At 71.7% G+C, this 17,766-nt stretch carries 17 protein-coding genes and 1 pseudogene; 7 read left to right on the top strand and 11 right to left on the bottom strand.

Features of this window, described 5'->3' with window-relative positions; all coding sequences use genetic code 11:
- Window positions 1-11: 11 nt before the first annotated feature.
- From ACIBUY_RS08790 to ACIBUY_RS08800, 3 genes are read left to right on the top strand one after another with little or no spacing between them, the layout of a single operon-like run.
- Window positions 12-1,361 carry a GH1 family beta-glucosidase gene (locus ACIBUY_RS08790; RefSeq protein ID WP_399152213.1) on the top strand — a complete coding sequence of 450 codons (1,350 nt, stop codon included), beginning with the start codon at window positions 12-14 and terminating at the stop codon, window positions 1,359-1,361.
- Window positions 1,358-2,599: an MFS transporter gene (locus ACIBUY_RS08795; RefSeq protein ID WP_399152214.1), complete on the top strand. Its 1,242-nt coding sequence runs from the start codon at window positions 1,358-1,360 to the stop codon at window positions 2,597-2,599. The genes ACIBUY_RS08790 and ACIBUY_RS08795 overlap by 4 nt, the downstream gene beginning before the upstream one ends.
- Window positions 2,600-2,609: 10 nt before the next feature.
- Complete coding sequence (locus ACIBUY_RS08800; RefSeq protein ID WP_365577337.1) at window positions 2,610-3,410, top strand: GNAT family N-acetyltransferase; 801 nt, start codon at window positions 2,610-2,612, stop codon at window positions 3,408-3,410.
- 73 nt (window positions 3,411-3,483) lie between these two features.
- On the opposite strand, the gene ACIBUY_RS08805 is transcribed toward ACIBUY_RS08800, so the two are convergent.
- On the bottom strand, window positions 3,484-4,338 hold the full coding sequence (locus ACIBUY_RS08805; protein WP_399152215.1) for an NAD-dependent epimerase/dehydratase family protein: 855 nt from the start codon (window positions 4,336-4,338) through the stop codon (window positions 3,484-3,486).
- Between the two features lie 128 nt (window positions 4,339-4,466).
- On the opposite strand from ACIBUY_RS08805, the gene ACIBUY_RS08810 reads away from it, so the two are divergent.
- Complete coding sequence (locus ACIBUY_RS08810) at window positions 4,467-5,306, top strand: helix-turn-helix transcriptional regulator (RefSeq protein WP_365577340.1); 840 nt, start codon at window positions 4,467-4,469, stop codon at window positions 5,304-5,306.
- Here the strand turns inward: ACIBUY_RS08810 and era are convergent, their stop codons facing one another.
- A complete protein-coding gene (gene era, locus ACIBUY_RS08815) occupies window positions 5,307-6,257 on the bottom strand; it encodes a GTPase Era (RefSeq protein ID WP_365577342.1) in 951 nt (316 codons plus the stop codon).
- 120 nt (window positions 6,258-6,377) lie between these two features.
- Between era and ACIBUY_RS08820 the strand changes: the two genes are divergently transcribed.
- Both ACIBUY_RS08820 and ACIBUY_RS08825 read left to right on the top strand, forming a co-directional pair.
- Entirely contained in the window at window positions 6,378-7,715 is a 1,338-nt protein-coding gene (locus tag ACIBUY_RS08820) for an ammonium transporter (RefSeq protein ID WP_399152216.1), read from the top strand.
- Window positions 7,712-8,050 carry a P-II family nitrogen regulator gene (locus tag ACIBUY_RS08825; protein ID WP_365577346.1) on the top strand — a complete coding sequence of 113 codons (339 nt, stop codon included), beginning with the start codon at window positions 7,712-7,714 and terminating at the stop codon, window positions 8,048-8,050. The genes ACIBUY_RS08820 and ACIBUY_RS08825 overlap by 4 nt, the downstream gene beginning before the upstream one ends.
- 86 nt (window positions 8,051-8,136) lie before the next feature.
- Here the strand turns inward: ACIBUY_RS08825 and ACIBUY_RS08830 are convergent.
- From ACIBUY_RS08830 to ACIBUY_RS08845, 4 genes and pseudogenes are all read right to left on the bottom strand, one after another.
- A pseudogene (locus ACIBUY_RS08830) lies at window positions 8,137-8,457 on the bottom strand (transglycosylase family protein); the annotation flags it as partial.
- Window positions 8,458-8,879: 422 nt separating this feature from the next.
- Complete coding sequence (locus ACIBUY_RS08835) at window positions 8,880-9,242, bottom strand: cytidine deaminase (RefSeq protein ID WP_365577348.1); 363 nt, start codon at window positions 9,240-9,242, stop codon at window positions 8,880-8,882.
- 21 nt (window positions 9,243-9,263) lie between these two features.
- The gene (locus tag ACIBUY_RS08840) at window positions 9,264-9,473 is read right to left on the bottom strand and encodes a DUF397 domain-containing protein (protein WP_365577352.1); all 210 of its coding nucleotides are present in this window, start codon (window positions 9,471-9,473) and stop codon (window positions 9,264-9,266) included.
- A gap of 166 nt (window positions 9,474-9,639) precedes the next feature.
- On the bottom strand, window positions 9,640-10,542 hold the full coding sequence (locus ACIBUY_RS08845) for a Scr1 family TA system antitoxin-like transcriptional regulator (RefSeq protein ID WP_365577354.1): 903 nt from the start codon (window positions 10,540-10,542) through the stop codon (window positions 9,640-9,642).
- Between the two features lie 343 nt (window positions 10,543-10,885).
- Here ACIBUY_RS08845 and ACIBUY_RS08850 point away from each other — a divergent pair, with 343 nt between their 5' ends.
- The gene (locus ACIBUY_RS08850; protein WP_365577356.1) at window positions 10,886-11,035 is read left to right on the top strand and encodes a hypothetical protein; all 150 of its coding nucleotides are present in this window, start codon (window positions 10,886-10,888) and stop codon (window positions 11,033-11,035) included.
- Window positions 11,036-11,251: 216 nt separating this feature from the next.
- On the opposite strand, the gene ACIBUY_RS08855 is transcribed toward ACIBUY_RS08850, so the two are convergent.
- The 5 genes from ACIBUY_RS08855 to ACIBUY_RS08875 form a co-directional block, all read right to left on the bottom strand.
- Window positions 11,252-11,617, bottom strand: a complete 366-nt coding sequence (locus tag ACIBUY_RS08855) for an MmcQ/YjbR family DNA-binding protein (RefSeq protein ID WP_365577358.1) — start codon at window positions 11,615-11,617, stop codon at window positions 11,252-11,254.
- Entirely contained in the window at window positions 11,614-12,921 is a 1,308-nt protein-coding gene (locus ACIBUY_RS08860; RefSeq protein ID WP_365577360.1) for a hemolysin family protein, read from the bottom strand. Before ACIBUY_RS08860 ends, ACIBUY_RS08855 begins: the two co-directional genes overlap by 4 nt.
- Entirely contained in the window at window positions 12,918-13,415 is a 498-nt protein-coding gene (gene ybeY / locus ACIBUY_RS08865) for an rRNA maturation RNase YbeY (protein ID WP_399152217.1), read from the bottom strand. The genes ACIBUY_RS08860 and ybeY overlap by 4 nt, the downstream gene beginning before the upstream one ends.
- A gap of 15 nt (window positions 13,416-13,430) precedes the next feature.
- On the bottom strand, window positions 13,431-14,465 hold the full coding sequence (locus ACIBUY_RS08870) for a PhoH family protein (RefSeq protein ID WP_365577364.1): 1,035 nt from the start codon (window positions 14,463-14,465) through the stop codon (window positions 13,431-13,433).
- Between the two features lie 124 nt (window positions 14,466-14,589).
- Complete coding sequence (locus ACIBUY_RS08875) at window positions 14,590-17,733, bottom strand: alpha-N-acetylglucosaminidase TIM-barrel domain-containing protein (RefSeq protein WP_399152218.1); 3,144 nt, start codon at window positions 17,731-17,733, stop codon at window positions 14,590-14,592.
- Between the last annotated feature and the right edge of the window lie 33 nt (window positions 17,734-17,766).

The raw sequence follows: 17,766 nt of genomic DNA on the forward strand, positions 1-17,766 counted from the left end.
TGATCGCGCCCATGACCGCCACCGAGGAACCGCTGTCGCCCCTGCCGAGTTTCCCACCCGGCTTCCTGTGGGGCGTCTCCACGTCGGCCCACCAGATCGAGGGCGCGGCCGACCGGCGGGCGCCCTCGATCTGGGACGCGTTCAGCGCCGAGCCCGGCCGGATCAGGGACGGCTCGACGGCGGACACGGCCTGCGACCACGTGGCCCGCCACCGGGAGGACGTGGCGCTCGTCCGCGACCTGGGCGTGGACGCGTACCGCTTCTCCGTCTCCTGGCCGCGGGTGCTCACGACGGGCGGTCTGGACTTCTACGACCGGCTCGTCGACGAGCTGTGCGCGCAGGGCGTACTCCCGGTCCCCACGCTCTTCCACTGGGACCTGCCGGTGGAGGTGCAGGAGCGGGGCGGCTGGCTCGAGCGGGACACGGCAGCGCGCTTCGCCGACCACGCGGCGACGGTCGTGGCCCGCATCGGCGACCGCGTGACACGCTGGATCACCCTCAACGAGCCCGCGGAACACACCCTGTTGGGCCATGCGCTGGGCGAACACGCGCCGGGCCACAAGCTCCTCTTCGACGCGCTGCCGGTGGCACACCACCAGCTCCTCGGGCACGGTCTCGCGGCGCGGGCGCTGCGCGCGGCGGGCGCACGCGAGATCGGCATCGCCAACTCGCACGGCCCGACCTGGCCCGCGTCCACCGAGCAGGCCGACGTCGAGGCCGCCGACCTGTACGACATCATCCTCAACCGGCTCTTCTCCGACCCGCTGATCCTCGGCCGGTACCCGGACGGATTCGGCGAGTTGATGCCGGGCGACGACCTCGCGGCTGACCTGAAGGTGATCTCCGAGGACACCCTCGACTGGTACGGGATCAACTTCTACCAGCCGACGAAGGTGGGCGCCCCCGGCACCGCGGACGTCGAGTTCTCCGGCCTCACGCTCCCCGCCGAACTCCCCTTCTCCGTAAGGGAGATCGAGGGACATCCGAAGACGGACTTCGACTGGCCGGTGGTCCCCGAGGCCCTCACGGAGCTCCTCACCGGCTTCCGCGACCGCTACGGCGACCGGCTGCCCCCGCTCGTCGTCACCGAGAACGGGTGCGCGTACGAAGGTGTCGACGACCGGGAGCGGATCGCCTACCTCGACGGCCATCTGCGGGCGCTGCACCGGGCGTTGGAACAGGGCGTGGACGTACGCGGCTACTTCGTCTGGTCGCTGCTGGACAACTGGGAGTGGGCAGAGGGGTACACGAAGCGCTTCGGTCTCGTGCACGTCGACTACACGACGCAGGTGCGCACGCCGAAGGCCTCGTACGGCTGGCTGCGCGACGCGCTGCGGGCGCAGCGGGCCTCCCGCGCATGACGGCCCTCGCCCTGGAGGAGCCCGCCGAGCGGGTCGGCAGGAGCTGGACGGCGGCGCTGTCCCTGGCCAACGGGGCGATCTGGGTGGGCTGGTACGGCCCGTTGCAGATCCTGCTCGCCAAGCAGTCCGAGCACTTCGCGCCCGGCACCGGCATGTCGAAGGAGTCGCTGCTCGCGTGGGTGACGGGCGTCGGGGCGGTGGTGTCGCTCGCCGCGAACCCGCTGTTCGGCGCGCTCTCCGACCGTACGGTGTCGCGCTTCGGGCGGCGTACGCCCTGGATCGTGGCAGGCACCGCGGGCGGTGCGCTGTCACTGCTGCTGCTCGCGGGGGCCGGTGCGCTGTGGGTGGTCTTCCTCGGCTGGTGCCTGGTGCAGCTGACGCTGAACGCGGCGTTCGCGGCGGTCACCGCGGCCGTGCCCGACCGGGTGCCGCGGCTCCAACGGGGCGCCGTGGGCGGCTGGTTGGGGGCCGCGCAGATCCTGGGCGTGGTCGTCGGCACGGGCCTTGCGACCGTGGCGGGCGGGGTCGGGGCCGGGTACGTGGCGTGCGCCGTGTTCACGCTGGTGGGCGTGGCCCCGTACGTGCTGCGCCACCGGGACCTGCGGCTCGCACGGGCGGCGCGTCCCGCGTGGTCGTGGCGCGGTTTCGCCGCGGGCTTCTGGCTGAGCCCGCGCAGGTACCCGGACCTGGCGTGGGCGTGGCTGACGCGCTTCCTCATCAACCTGGGCAACTCCCTGGTCCTGCTCTACCTCTTCTACTACTTGCGGGACCGGCTCCACTACGACGACCCGGACTCCGGGGTGCTGATCCTGACGGCCGTGAACGGGGTGACGCTGCTCGCCACCGTGGTCGTGGGCGGCGCCTGGTCCGACCGCGTCGGCCGGCGCAAGCCGTTCGTGCTGTGGTCGGGCGTGCTGATGGCGGCGGCGACGGGGATGCTCTCCGGGTGGCAGACCTGGCCGGGCGCGATCGTCGCGGCCGCCCTGCTCGGCATCGGCTTCGGGGTGTTCACCTCGGTCGACTTCGCCCTGATGACGGACGTGCTGCCCGCCGCGCTCGACCGGGGCAAGGACCTCGGCGTCATCAACATCGCCAACTCCCTTCCCCAGGTGGCCGCCCCGGCGCTCGCCGCTCCGCTGGTGAACCAGCTGGGCGGGTACCGGGTGCTGTACCTGGTGGCGGCGGGGGTGGGTCTGGCGGGCGCAATTCTGGTGCGCCGGATCAAGAGCGTCGCATAACGTCGGCACCATGCTTCTCGACGATCTTGAGCGCTACTACGACACGGTGCCGCGCGCCGCAGCCCGGGTGGAGGACTTCGGCTCCCTCACCCTCTTCGTCCGCGAAGGGGCCGGCTGGCCGTACTACGCGCGACCCGCGTTGCGACCCGGCGCGCCCGCGCCGAGCGTTTCCGATGTGCTTGAAGTACGTGCCCGGCAGCGGGAGTTGGGGGTGCCGGAGGCGTTCGAGTGGGTGGCGGAGACGACGCCCGGCCTGCGGGACGCGGCCCTCGAGGCGGGACTCGAGGTGCACTCCCACCCCCTGATGGCGCTGGACGCGGCCGACTTCACCGGGCGGGAGCCGCACCCGGCGGTGCGGGTGCTCGACGCGGAGGACCCGTTCCTGGGCGGGGCGCTGGCGCTCGGGCAGGTGGCGTTCGCACATCCCGGCACCGGGGTGGGCACGGCGGGCCCGGCCGAAGTCACCGGCGCACTCGCCGAGTTGACGACGAACGGGGCCCTGCCCGGATACCAGGAGCGGATCCGGGCAGGGCGGCTCGTCGTCGCGGCGGCCGTCGAGGACGGGGCGGCGCTCAGCTCCGGCATGCACCTGCCGGTGGGGCCCGTCACGGAGATCGCCGGGGTGGGCACGCTGCCGGCGGCCCGGCGCCGGGGTCTGGGCCTCGCGGTGACGTCAACGCTGGTCACCCATGCGGTGGCCGCCGGCGTGGGGCTGGTGTTCTTGTCGGCCGGGGACGATGACGTGGCCCGGCTCTACGGGAGGCTGGGATTCCGCCCGGTGGGCACGGCGATGATCGCCGCGGGCAGTTGAAGCCCCTGCGGCGATTGAGCAGCGGGGTCCGGGGCAGAGCCCCGGGACCTCAGCGCAATTGCAGGTTGCCGATTTACAGGACCCCGGCGTCCAGAGCCGTCCAGACCGACGGGAAAATCGGCCTGAACCCCAGCTCCCTGCGGATGCGGGCCGTAGACATCACGGAGTGCCACGCATCCGGCACCTCCTTCTCGTACGCCTCCGCAGGCACCTCCACCCCGCCCAGCTGAAGAATGTCGACCGTGGTGACAGGCGCGTCATCCGCGATGTTGTAGACCCCGGACGCCCCGGGCGCGTACAGCAGCCGCCGCAGCCCCTGCGCCACGTCCGCGTGATGCCCCATGTGCAGCCGCTGCATCGCGGGCCAGGCCGGTGCCCACTGGACCGCCTGGTCCAGGTGCGGGTCCCCGTCCCCGTACACGAAGGGCAGTCGCCCGATGCGCAGGTCGTCGAGGCCCTCCAGCGCGCCGAGCGCCTTCTCCGCCTCCCACTTCGACTCGGGGTAGGCGCCCCAGAAGTGCCCGCCCGGCACCGTTCCGTCCTCCTCCACGAGCGGCCTGCCCCGCCCGGCCCCGTACACGAGCCCCGTGCTGACCTGCACGAACCTGCTCACGCCCGAGGCAACCGCGGCCCGCCCGAGCTCGATCGCCGCGTCCCGGTTGACCGCCCGCGCCTCCTCGTCCGGCACGCCACGGAACGCGGCGGCGACATTGACCACCGCGTCGACCCCGGCGGTCGCCTTGCCCAGGACCTCCGCGTCGCGCAGATCGCCGACGACGACCTCCGCGCCGAGCGCCGCGAACGGCTCCCCGCGGGCCTCGTCCCGCACCAGCACCCGCACCCGGTCGCCGAGCGGAGCACCCTGCAGCAGCCGCGGCACGAAGCGCCGCCCGACCTGTCCCGTCGCCCCTGTCACCAATGTCAGCATGGCCGCCTCCTCGTTGTCGTAGCCATGCACACCACCGTCGGCGAAACGGCGGCCCGGCGGGAGAGACCGCCTTATCCAGGGACCGGCACTCCCTGGATAAGACCCGGGACCCGAGCGATGCTGGAGGGGTGAACCGAGCCGAACTCGCCGACTTCCTGCGCCGCGCCCGCACCCGCCTGGCCCCGTCCGACGTGGGCCTGACCGCGGGGCCGCGGCGCCGTACGCCGGGGCTGCGCCGCGAGGAGGTGGCGCAGCTCGCCGGAATGTCGGTGGACTACTACGCGCGGCTCGAGCAGAGCCGGGGAGCCAGGCCCTCGCGGCAGATGCTGACGGCCCTGGCCCGCGCGCTGCGGCTCACCGACGCCGAGCGGGACCACCTGTTCCACCTGGCGGGCGAGGAGCCGCCGCGGCCCGGCGCGTTCTCGGGGCACGTCCGCCCGGGCCTGCTGCTCATCCTGGACCGGCTGCACGACCTGCCGGCGTCGGTGCTGAGCGACTGGGGCCAGGTGCTGGCGCAGAACACGATGTCGGTGGCGCTGACCGGCGACCACGCGGGGGCGAACATGATCCGCCGCTGGTTCACGGTGCCGGGCGCCCGGGAGCTGTTCCCGCCCGAGTTCCACGAGGCGCACGCCCGCAGCCACGTCGCGGGCCTGCGGGCGGTCGCCGCGGCCCGTCCCGACGACCCGGGCCCGGCCGCGCTGGTGGCCGAACTCCGCGCGGCGTCAAGGGAGTTCGAGGAGCTGTGGCAGTCGCACGAGGTGACGGTGCACCGCCCGTCGCCGAAGCGTTTCCTGCATCCGGTGGTCGGCGTGCTCGACCTGGACTGCGAGGTGCTGCTCGGCGACGGGAACGGCGCGGGCCAGCTGCTCGTCGTGCACTCGGCGCGGCCGGGCACGGACACGTACGAACGCCTGGAGCTGCTGCGGGTGATAGGCCTCCAGGACCTCAGCCCCACAGGTAAGTGACTAGAAGCCCAGCTTGCGCAGCTGGCGCGGGTCCCGCTGCCAGTCCTTGGCCACCTTCACGTGCAGGTCGAGGTAGACCGGCGTGCCGAGCAGCGCCTCGATCTGCTTGCGGGACTTGATGCCGACGTCCTTCAGCCGCTTGCCCTTGGGGCCGATGATGATGCCCTTCTGGCTGGGCCGCTCGATGTAGACGAAGGCGTGGATGTCGAGCAGCGGCTTGTCGGCGGGCCGGTCCTCGCGCGGCAGCATCTCCTCGACGACGACGGCGATGGAGTGCGGCAGCTCGTCCCGTACGCCTTCGAGCGCGGCCTCGCGGATCAGCTCCGCGACCATGACCTGCTCCGGCTCGTCGGTGAGGTCGCCCTCGGGGTAGAGCGCCGGGCCCTCGGGGAGGAGGGGGACGATCAGGTCGGCCAGCAGGTCCACCTGCTTGTCGCCGACGGCCGAGACGGGGATGATCTCGGCCCACTCGAAGCCGAGCTCCTTGCCGAGCTGGTCGATGGCGATGAGCTGTTCGGCGAGCTGCTTGCTGTCGACGAGGTCGGTCTTCGTGACGATCGCGATCTTCGGCGTCTTCTTGATCGACGCGAGTTCCTTGGCGATGAACCGGTCGCCGGGGCCGAGCTTCTCGTTCGCGGGCAGGCAGAAGCCGATGACGTCGACCTCGGCCCAAGTGGTGCGCACGATGTCGTTGAGGCGCTCGCCGAGCAGCGTGCGCGGCTTGTGGAGCCCGGGGGTGTCCACGAGGATCAGCTGCGCGTCCTCGCGGTGCACGATGCCGCGCACGGTGTGCCGCGTGGTCTGCGGCTGGTCGGCGGTGATCGCCACCTTCTTGCCGACCAGAGCGTTCGTAAGGGTGGACTTGCCCGCGTTGGGGCGGCCGACGAAGCAGGCGAAGCCGGCGCGGTGCGCGGATCCGGGTGCGGGGGTGTGAACGCTCATGGCGCCCATTGTCCCTGATGCCGGAGGCGGTGCAGCACGGTGAGGTTCCCGTAACGCCTCGGCAATACGAAACACGGCGGAAACGCGCGGGTAGGGATTCGGAAACGCGGCCCGGTGACGCTGGCTCGCATGCCTGCCACGACCGAGATCCTCGCCGCCTCCCCGGGCCCCGTCCTCGATACGGGCGACACCGCCTGGCTGCTCGCCGCGACCGCCCTGGTGCTCCTGATGACACCGGGCCTGGCCCTGTTCTACGGCGGCATGGTCCGCACGAAGAGCGTCCTCAACATGCTGATGATGAGCTTCGTGTCGATCGCCCTGGTCACGGTGGTCTGGCTCGTCGCCGGGTACTCGCTGGCCTTCGGCGACGACGCGTTCTCGGGCCTGATCGGTGATCTGTCGCACGCGGGGATGGCGGGCATCGGCCCGGACTCGCTCACCGGCACGGTCCCCACCTTCCTCTTCACCACCTTCCAGCTGACCTTCGCGATCATCACGGCCGCGCTGATCAGCGGAGCGGTCGCGGACCGCACGAAGTTCGGGGCGTGGCTCGTCTTCGTACCCGTGTGGGCGCTGCTCGTATACGTTCCCGTCGCGCACTGGGTCTGGGGCCCCGGCGGGTGGATCGCGAACCGGCTGGGCGCCCTGGACTTCGCGGGCGGACTGGTCGTCGAGATCGCCTCGGGTGCGTCGGGTCTGGCCCTGTGCCTGGTCCTCGGCCCGCGCATCGGCTTCAAGAAGGAGGCCATGCGCCCGCACAACCTGCCGATGGTGGTCATGGGCGCCGGCCTGCTCTGGTTCGGCTGGCTCGGCTTCAACGGCGGCTCGGCCCTCGGCGCGAACGGCGTCGCCGCCGCCTCCCTCTTCAACACCCTGATCGCGGGCTGCACGGGCCTGCTGGGCTGGCTGTTCGTGGAGCAGAAGCGGGACGGGCACCCGACGACGTTCGGCGCGGCATCGGGCGCGGTGGCGGGCCTGGTCGCGATCACCCCGGCGTGCGGCGTGGTGGGGGTCCTGGGCGCCGCTGTCGTGGGCCTCGCGGCCGGTGTCGTCTGCTCGTACGCCGTCGCCTGGAAGTTCCGCCTCAACTACGACGACTCGCTCGACGTGGTCGGCGTGCACTTCGTCGGCGGTGTCGTCGGCACGCTCCTGATCGGCCTCTTCGCGACGTCGGCGATGACCGGCTCGACGGCCAAGGAGGGCCTCTTCTACGGCGGCGGCTTCGGCCAGCTCGGCAAGCAGCTGCTCGCCGTCCTGGTCGTGGCGGCGTACACCTTCCTCGTCACGTACGGGATCGGGAAGGGCATCGACCGGCTGATGGGCTTCCGGGCGTCGGCCGACGAGGAGCTGACGGGCCTGGACCAGACGGTGCACGCGGAGAGTGCGTACGATCACGGCGTCCTGAGTGCCTCCACGCACCCCGCGCACGTCCCCGCTGCCCTCGCAGGAAAGGCCAAGCAGCCATGAAGCTGATCACCGCGGTCGTCAAGCCGTTCCGCCTCGACGAGGTCAAGACGGCGCTGCAGGAACTGGGCGTGCACGGCCTGACGGTCACCGAGGCCAGCGGCTACGGGCGCCAGCGCGGTCACACCGAGGTGTACCGGGGCGCCGAGTACCAGGTCGACCTGGTCCCGAAGGTGCGGATCGAGGTCGTGGTCGCGGACGAGGACGCGGAGCCCGCCATGGACGCGATCGTGCGCGCCGCGCGGACCGGGAAGATCGGGGACGGCAAGGTCTGGGCGGTCCCGGTGGAGTCCGTGGTCCGGGTCCGCACCGGGGAGCGCGGCCCGGACGCGGTCTGACCCACTGCGCTGTACAGAAGGGCCCGTACCGCTCGCTGCGGTACGGGCCCTTCCGTGCGTTCTGCTGTGCGTCCTGCTCCCGGTCAGAGGCCGGCGCCGCAGACCGGCCAGGCACCGGCGCCCTGGGCGGCCAGGACCTGGTTGGCGACCGCGATCTGCTGGGACTGGCTGGCCTGGTCGGCGGAGGACGCGTACTGCGTGCCGCCGTACGCGGCCCAGGTGGAGGTCGTGAACTGCAGACCGCCGTAGAAGCCGTTGCCTGTGTTCGCCGCCCAGTTGCCGCCCGACTCGCACTGCGCGACCGAGTCCCACTGGGTCTGGGAGGCGGTCGTCGCGGCCGAGGCCGAGCCGGTGCCCGCGATCACCAGGATGCCGCCGGCGCCGACGACGGCAGCGGCCGTGGTCAGGCGGCGGACACGGGCACAGGAGCGGACGACAGCCTTGCGAACGGTGGTGAACACGTGGAGGAAGCCTTTGTTCGGGGACGGGGCCACCGCGGCCAGGACGCTGCCCGGAACGCGGCTGTCGCCTCGGGCAGTGCCGGAGCGACCACTCCACGATGACCGCCGCCGCGCACCGATCCGCGGGGCTTCGGCCCGGCCGGACGGGACCGAGGTCCCGAATCGAAAGGTTCCCCGGGCGGGCCCTGCGCCCCTTGCGCCGACGCCGCGCCCGTGGCCTGCGGGACCGGCAGCCCGGACCGGCCACCAGGACGTCCTGCCCCCGCCCCGGCCGATGTGGCACCCTTCACGCCGCCCCCGGTTGCACGCCGAAAACTAGGCCCTGACCTGCACGGACACCGTTCCGGGCGCCTTCCGGGTGACCCGGGTCACTGCGGCGGACCGGCCTCCAGGATGGCCTTCACCGCACCGTCGGCCCCGGCCAGGAACACCGGCGTGCCGGCCCCGCCCAGATCACGCACCGCGGCCACGTCCTCGTCCGGCAGGACGTCCGCAGCGGAGACGACGGCCGCCGCCTCCAGGGACTGCGCACCGGACGCCACGGCCATGGCGACGGCGGTCTGCAGCGCGCTCAGCTTCAGCGAGTCGAGGGCGACGGTGCCCGCGACGTACGTACGCCCGGTCTCGTCGCGCACGGCCGCCCCCTCGGGCACACCGTTGCGGGCCCGCGCGGAGCGGGCCAGGGTGACGATCTTGCGGTCCTCGGGGCCGAGGTCGGTGCTCTCAGTCATGAGGTGAGCATAAGGAGCGGACTAGGGGCGCTCGGCCGACGGGTCGGTGAGGTGGCCCAGGTAGCCGAGGAAGGAGTCCCAGGTGTCGGGGGCCACGGCGATGACGTCGCCGCGTCGGCGCTTGGAGTCGCGGACGCGGATCGCGGCGCCCGTGCAGGCGACCTCGACGCAGTCGTCCGTGTCCACGGATCCGCTGCTCTTGCGCCATGCCCATGCGCGTGCCTGAGTCACCCTCGACCTCCACCCCGGTTGTGGACCGCCCAGCCGGGGGCGTCCCCCGTACAGCGCCGTGGGTCGCACGGCAGAACTCCCATAGTACGTGCAGATTCCACGCACGCAGACATGACAATTTCCGCCAACTTACCGGCGCTCACGGCAAGTTGGCGACAACGCCTGCTCAGACGGGGTCGTGCTGCAGCAGCACCTCCAGTTCATCCCCTCCCTCGGCGATGCGCTCCGACAGACGCCGCAGCAGCACGCCGACCCCGTCCTTCAACGACAGGTCCTCCAGCTCCCAGAAGCGCTCCAGGTACTGCCTGGTCTCCTCCGGGGAGGTCGAGGCGATGGTCACGCCCCGGGAGTCCTCAAGGAACAGGGCGTCCTCCATGCCCTCGGCCTGGAACTCGAACAGCGTGAACGGCCCCTGGATGCCGGGGTGCGCACCGACGCTGAACGGCAGGATCTGCAGCGTCACGTGCTCGCGCTCGGACAGCTCGGCCAAGTGCTCCAGCTGGGCCCGCATCACCCCCCGGCCTCCCGTGACACGGCGCAGCAGGGACTCGTCCAGGACGAAGCTGAACTCGCGCCCGTCCTCCTGGTCCAGCACCTCCTGGCGGGCGAGGCGCGACTCGACGACGCGGTCGACGCGCTCCTCCGACGTCATTTCCTTGCTGTACGCGCGGATCACGGCCCGCATGTACTCCTCGGTCTGCAGCAGACCGGGCAGGACCAGCGAGGCGAACTGGCGGTGCACCGAAGCGCCCGACTCCAGCGCGAGCCGCTGCATGAAGTCCTTGCTGTACAGATCCCGGTACTCGGTGAACGGCATCCGCCGGCTTCCGCGGGCCATGTCGAGCAGCTCTTCCAGCTTGCGCCGGTCCGAGATGCCGTACGCCGCGACGAGTGGACGCAGGTCGTTGACGGAGATGCCGACCTCGCCCGCCTCGATCCGGATGAGCTTGGAAGGGCTCCACTCCATCCGGTCGGCAACCTGTCGCTGAGTCAGCCCCGCCGCGATCCGCGCCTTGCGCAGCTCGGTGCGCAGCTGCAGTCGCAGCAGCGCCGCACTGGTCACTGCCATGAATGCTTCACCCCCGACCGCATCCGGCTTTGTGCAACATAGCAGCTATACACATGACTCATCGAGACCTCTTAGTTGCGACACTTCACTATCGCTCAAGCCGGTGTGCGCACGCCGCACACCGGGTGTGCTGTGCACACCCTACCCTTACTCCGCACTCTGCTAGGTAGCAGATTGGACTCGGCTTAGAGAGAGGTCTCGTTTAGGCACTGTGCTTTTGGCGAACACGGGGATACGCTGCGGGGGTAAGTTGATGAGGTGTGACCCGATCAACACCCAAGATCCGCAAAGGAGTTGATCGCCCGTCAGCCTCAACTCCCCGACCGGAAAGGGGTTGAGCGACATGTCCGGACGCCAAGGAGAGGAAGGAGGGCCCCAGCCGCAGAAGACCAGGCGCACGTGGGCCGAGCGGGTGGCTCTGATCATCCCGCTGGTGAACCTGCTGATCGCGATCCACAAGATCGCCGAGGAGTGGATCCTGCCCTACGTGTGACAGTAATCAGCCCCGACCCGAAGGCCGGGGCCGACAGCGGCGGACGCCCGAGACTGACGCTGCCGTTCCGAGTTCCCTGGCAGGCTTGCCCGGAGCGGTGGCGTCGCAGGGGGCGCCGCGCCCCACCATTCTGCCGCCGCTTCCCTGTGTTGGGGAGGGGCAGTCGGGCCATTTCGGGGCGCGTGGACAGCGCGCGGCCGCCTGTACGCCCGGGCTCTAGGCCCGGTCGAGCCGGAGCCGATCCGCCCGCGGCAGTCCCGCCACCACCAGGTCGTACGAGTCCTCGACGAGCTCACGGACCATCCGGTCGGGCAGCTCGTCGGACCGGTCGGCGGTGACGGTGTTCCAGTGCCGCTTGTTCATGTGCCACCCGGGCACGATCAGCCCCTCGTGCTCGCGGCGCAGCCGGATCGCGTCCTCGGGATCGCACTTGAGGTTGACCGTCAGGGGCCGCGCGTCGAGATGACTGAGGGCGAACATCTTCCCCAGCACCTTGAACACCGACGTCTCCGGGGTGAAGGGGAACTCCTCCACCGCCGCGTTGAACGACAGGCACAGTGCGCGCAACTCCTGCGGTGTCACTCCGAACCCTCCCCCTTCGCCGCCTGCGCCGGTGCGACGACCGGCTCCACGAGCACCGTCACGATCTTGTTCCGGCGGCCCGCCGCGGCCTCGGCGGTCAGCCGCAGCTCCCGCCCGTCGGGCAGCGTCACCACGGCGGAGGCCGCGGCGATCGGCACCCGGCCGAGGGCCTTCGCGAGGAGACCGCCGACGGTCTCCACGTCCTCGTCGTCGTACTCCTCGATGCCGTACAGCTCACCGAGGTCGCCGATGTCGAGCCGGGCGGTGACCCGGAACCGGTCGTCGCCGAGCTCCTCGACGGGCGGCAGTTCCCGGTCGTACTCGTCGGTGATCTCCCCGACGATCTCCTCCAGGATGTCCTCGATGGTGACGATGCCCGCGGTGCCGCCGTACTCGTCGATGACGACGGCCACGTGATTGCGCAGCTGCTGCATCTCGCGCAGCAGGTCACCGGCGTTCTTGGTGTCCGGGACGAAGGCCGCCGGGCGCATCGCGGTGGACACCAGCTCGGCCTCGGAGTCCCGGTTGATGTGCGTCCTGCGGACGAGGTCCTTCAGGTACACGATGCCGACGACGTCGTCCTCGCTCTCGCCGACGACCGGGATGCGGGAGAAGCCCGAGCGCAGCGCGAGGGTCAGCGCCTGCCGGATCGTCTTGTACCGCTCGATGACGATCAAGTCGGTGCGCGGCACCATGACTTCGCGCACGAGGGTGTCACCCAGCTCGAAGACGGAGTGCACCATGCGGCGCTCGTCGTCCTCGATGAGGGACTCCTTCTCGGCGAGGTCGACCATGGCACGCAGCTCGGCCTCGGAGGCGAACGGGCCGCGCCGGAAGCCCTTGCCGGGCGTGAGCGCGTTGCCGATGAGGATGAGCAGGGGCGGGATCGGGCCCATGATCCGGGCCAGCGGCAGGAGCACGTACGCGGCGGCCGTCGCAGTGTTCAGCGGGTGCTGGCGGCCGATGGTGCGCGGCGAGACGCCCACGGCCACGTACGAGACGAGCACCATGACGCCGATGGCGACGAGCAGCGCCTGCCAGGTCTCGTCGAACTCCTCGAGACACGCGTACGTGACCAGGGCCGCGGCCGCCATCTCGCAGGCCACGCGGACCAGGAGCGCCACGTTCAGATACCGCGTCGGGTCGGCCGCGACCTGGGCCAGCTTCGCGCTGCCGCGCCGCCCCGACCGTACGGCCTCCTCTGCGCGGAAGCTGGAGGTGCGGGCGATGCCCGCCTCGGCGCACGCCGCGAGCCAGGCGACGACGACCAGAGCGACGGCGCCCGCGATCAGGGACGGACTCATGACACGGTCGGGGCCGGGGACGGACCCTCCATCCCCTTCTCCGCGCGCCAGCCGTCCACGATGGCGGCCTGGAGACCGAACATCTCGGCCTTCTCGTCCGGCTCCTCGTGGTCGTACCCGAGCAGGTGCAGCACGCCGTGCACGGTGAGCAGCTGGAGCTCCTCGTCCATGGTGTGCTGCGTCGGCGCGTCCTCGCCCTGCTTCTTCGCGACCTCGGGGCAGAGCACGATGTCGCCGAGGAGCCCCTGCGGGGGCTCCTCGTCGTCCTTCGCCGGCGGACGCAGCTCGTCCATCGGGAAGGACATGACGTCCGTCGGCCCCGGCAGGTCCATCCACTGCACGTGCAGCTGCTCCATGGCGTCGGCGTCCACGACGATCACCGAGAGCTCGGAGAGCGGGTGGATGCGCATCCGCGCGAGGGCGTAGCGGGCGATGTCGAGGATCGCCTGCTCGTCGACCTCGGTTCCTGACTCGTTGTTGACGTCGATCGACATGGCGCTGTTGGTTCTCTACTTCCCTCTGGAACGGCCCTTGTGCGACCCGTTCTCCGTGCCGTGCTCGGTGTCGTACTTCTCGTACGCGTCGACGATACGGCCGACCAGCTTGTGCCTCACGACATCCTGGGACGACAGGCGCGAGAAGTGCACGTCGTCGAGCCCTTCCAGGATGTCCTGCACCTGCCGCAGCCCGCTCTTCGTCCCGTTCGGCAGGTCGACCTGCGTCACGTCACCGGTGATCACGATCTTCGACTCGAAGCCGAGCCGGGTGAGGAACATCTTCATCTGCTCGGGGCTCGTGTTCTGCGCCTCGTCGAGGATGATGAACGCGTCATTGAGCGTGCGTCCGCGCATGTACGCCAGCGGCGCGACCTCGATCGTGCCCGCCGCCATGAGGCGCGGGATCGAGTCCGGGTCGAGCATGTCGTGCAGCGCGTCGTACAGCGGGCGCAGGTACGGGTCGATCTTCTCGTAGAGGGTGCCGGGCAGGAAGCCGAGGCGCTCGCCGGCCTCGACCGCGGGGCGGGTCAGGATGATGCGGTTGACCTGCTTGGACTGCAGGGCCTGCACCGCCTTGGCCATGGCGAGGTAGGTCTTGCCCGTGCCGGCGGGGCCGATGCCGAAGACGATCGTGTGCTTGTCGATGGCGTCGACGTAGCGCTTCTGGTTCAGCGTCTTGGGGCGGATCGTGCGGCCGCGCGAGGACAGGATGTTCTGCGTGAGGACCTCGGCGGGGGTCTCCTGGCCGTCGCCCTCGCCGCCCTCGCTGGCCTTCAGCATGGCGATGGAGCGCTCCACCGAGTCTTCCGTCATGGGAGCCCCCGTCCTCAGAACCAGCATCATCTCGTCGAACAGGCGCTGGATGAGGGCTACTTCCCGCTGCTCGCCCGTCGCGCTGATCTCGTTGCCCCGGACGTGGATGTCGGCCTCCGGGAAGGCCTTCTCGATCACTCGCAGCAGCGCGTCACCGGATCCGAGGACCTCCACCATGGGGTGCTTCGCCGGGACGGTGAACTGCGCGCGGGCGCTGGATGGTGTCTGCGTCATGGGCGGGCTCTGAAGGCCGCAATCTCCTTGTGACAGCCGTGGTCTGATGCGTTCCAGAGTACGACGCGACACTGACAGGGCCGAGGGCTTTTCCCGTCCGGCCCCGACCGCCCCGGAGGCCGCCTCAGCCCCCGGTGACCTCGAACCCGGAGAACGCGGCGATCCCGCGCCGCCCCGAGCCGCCGTTCGCCGCGGTCATGAACACCCCGACGTCCTGCGCTGCCGCCGCACCGGCCGGGCGTGCGGTGCCGACGGCCGTCCAGGTCTGCCCGTCGCCGCTGTACTCACCGACGTACGTCTCGCCCTCCCGGCGCAGCCGCAGCCGGACGGGAGCGGTGACGGAACCCGCCGAGGCATAGGTGTCGAAGCGGCCGTCGCCGTTCGCGTCCCAGCTCAGGACCACGCCGTTGGCGGGCGTGACGGCGAGGTTCACGGCGCCCGCGGAGGCGGCGCTCGACTGGTCGTTGCGCACGACGAGCCCGGCGCGGGCCCAGCCGCCGGTCGCGTCCTGTACGTCGACGCGCACGGCGGCGCCGCTCCCGGTCCCGTACGCGCCGCCGCGGTACACGGCCGCGTATTCGCTGGTGCCGCCCCACAGGTCCGCTCCCCCGCCCTCGATGGCGAAGGCGTCGCCCTGCTGTCCGAAGACGGCCCCGTTGGTGGTGAAGGTGGCGTAGGGGGCGGTCACGGGTGCCGCCGCGAGCAGCCGCAGCGCGGTGAGCGCGCGGGCCCGTCCCCGGCCCGCGGTGTACGCGGCGCGGGCGGTCAGGCGGGCGACGAGCCCGGTCACGGGGCCGCCGCCGAGCGCCGCTTCGAAGCGGGCCGTGAAGATGTCGCCCGAGGCCACGGACCGCGCCGTGACCGGGCCGAGGGCGCGGACCGTGAACCCGTCCGGCACGTCGAGGGACAGGGTGACGTCACCGGCCGCGGCGAACCCGTTGCGGTTGGTGAAGGAGACGGTCACCGTGACGGGCTGCCCGGCCTCGACTGCCGCGTGGTCGGCCTCCGCGTGCAGGGCGATCTGGTGCGGGGAGCGGGCGAGGGTGTCCCGCACCTCCTCGGCCAGGCGGTGCGCGTCCCCCTTCGGCTCGGCGGGGTGGGTCTCGTGCCCGTGCGCCCAGGCGTCCTCGTAGGCGAACCAGTCGATGCGCTCGGGCGCCACGGCGTCGGCCAGGGCGGCGTCGAGCGCGTCGAAGTACCGCTGCCAGCGCCCCGCGTACAGCGAGCCGACGAGCCCGGCCCACTCCCGGTTCGCGTAGTCGTGCAGGCCCGATTCGCTGCCGTCGCGCGTGCCCCACGTGGTGAGGATGGACCGGGCGTCGTACTCGAGCCGGTCCCGCTCGGCCCGGTCCGCGCCCCAGGCCCGCGCCTCGGCGAGCCAGCGCCCGAGCAGGTGCTGCGGCGAGGCGCCGAGCAGCCGGTCGAGCAGCCGCATCCAGTCCAGCCAGGTCCCGGTCAGCTCCCGGAACAGGGGGCGGTCCCCGGCGTCGTACGCGCTCTTGATCAGGGGCAGCAGCGCGCGGCTGCGGTTCGACAGGACCTGCCGGGCGACGTCGACGGCGTCGTGGCGATAGGCGCTGCCGCCCCTCAACTCCCCGCCCACGCGCACGAGTTCGTCCAGCACGCGGTCGAAGGCGACGACGTCGTACCGTTCGGCCGCCGGGCTCCAGGCCGCCGCCTTGTCCGCGGCCAGGTCGGGGCGCGCGGCGAACAGGCCGTCGGGGGGCTCGCTCCAGGAGTCGGTGCGGCGCATGCCGTACGCGGTGGAGCGCAGGGCGCGCCAGGCGGCGCGGGCGTGCGGGTCGGCGCCGCCGTAGCGGGCCGCGGCGTACGCGTCGAACCAGTCGTCGAGGGCGATCTCGCCGCTCCCCCAGGCGAGGTCGGTGAGCAGGGCGAGGGCGGCCGGGTTGTTGTCCGCACCCTCGGGCATGGCGGCGACGCCGCGCAGTGAACTGCCGTCCTTGTGCAGCCACTTGGGGTAGGTCTCGACCCAGTCGGGCAGGTTGGCGCCGATGGCGGTGTGGCCGCCGAAGTTCCAGATGGAGCCGTACGCGTACGGGGTCCCGCCCCAGTCGCGCTCGCGGTCCTGGACGGTCGCGTACCGGTCGGAGAGGCCGTCGACGATCAGCATCCGGGTCTTGTCGACGGCGTCGAGGATGTCGCGGCGCGGGTTGCTCTGCCAGCCGAGGATCGCCCAGGCGGCGTCGGGCCGCGCCCGGCGCAGGGCCGTCTCGACGGCGCGGGCGGCGTCGCCGACGACCACGTCACCGGCCTGTCCGCCTTCGTGCAGCAGGTCCATCTTGTAGAGGGCGCTGTCGCCGACGCGTTCGTGCTGGCGCCGGTAGAACGCGGCCGCGACGTCCCGGAAGGCTCCGGTGCGCGGATCGAGCCAGTCGGGCCGCGGGAATCCGGCCCAGTCGCCCTGGGGGACGACGCGGGCGTCGCTGCCCGCGTGGTGGCCGGCGAAGTCGTCGGGCACGGTCCCGAAGTATCCGGGCAGGACGGGCACCATGCCCAATTCCCGTACGCGCCCGGTTACTTGGGCGGCCAGTTCGGCGCGCGCCTCGAGGAGCTGCCGGGACACGGGACCGCCGAAGGAGGCCATGTTCTGCAACAGCCACCAGGGCTGGTGCGCGGGCCCGGGGATCCAGTCCAGCAACTCCCGTTCGCCGTAGCCGAATTCACGGAACGTGTCGTAGTAGACGGCGTCGGCGCCGAGCGTCACCAGGACCGCGTTCACCCCGTGCGCGGCCAGCACGTCGAGCTCGCGCTCCCAGTCCGGCCACTGCCGATGGGGTCCTGTGTAGCCCTCGTTGGTGTCGTTGAAGGCGAAGCGGTACGGCACGTTGGCCGTGGCCTCGATCGGCTGCGCGGGTGCGGGCAGGACGCGCGGCAGGCGGCCGAGCCCGTCCCCGTTCCACGACACGGAGGCGTGCGCGGCCCCTCGCAGATAGGCGTGCACCCCGGCCAGCAGGACGGCGGGGCTCGTGCCCTCGACCACGAGGCGTCCGGCGCGCCCGCTCACCCGGTAGCGATCGGCGCCGCCGTCGACGGCGCGCAGCACGAGCTGCCGGTGGTGCCGGGGCAGCAGGCGGCGTACGGCGTCCTCGGCGGCGCGCACCGAGAAGCCGCCACCCGCCGTCGCGCTGCCCGTCGCGCTGCCCGTCGCGCTGCCCGCCCCGGCGGCCCTGGCGACCCCGCCGCCGGACACCGTCGCGAGGGCCACGGCCCCGCCCAGAACCCACCGTCTGCTGATGCCGCTGCTCACAGTTGCTGCGCCTCCGGGGAACTCACGAGAAGT

Origin of the sequence: Streptomyces sp. NPDC050085 (assembly GCF_044460595.1) — a bacterium.
Lineage (GTDB): Bacteria > Actinomycetota > Actinomycetes > Streptomycetales > Streptomycetaceae > Streptomyces.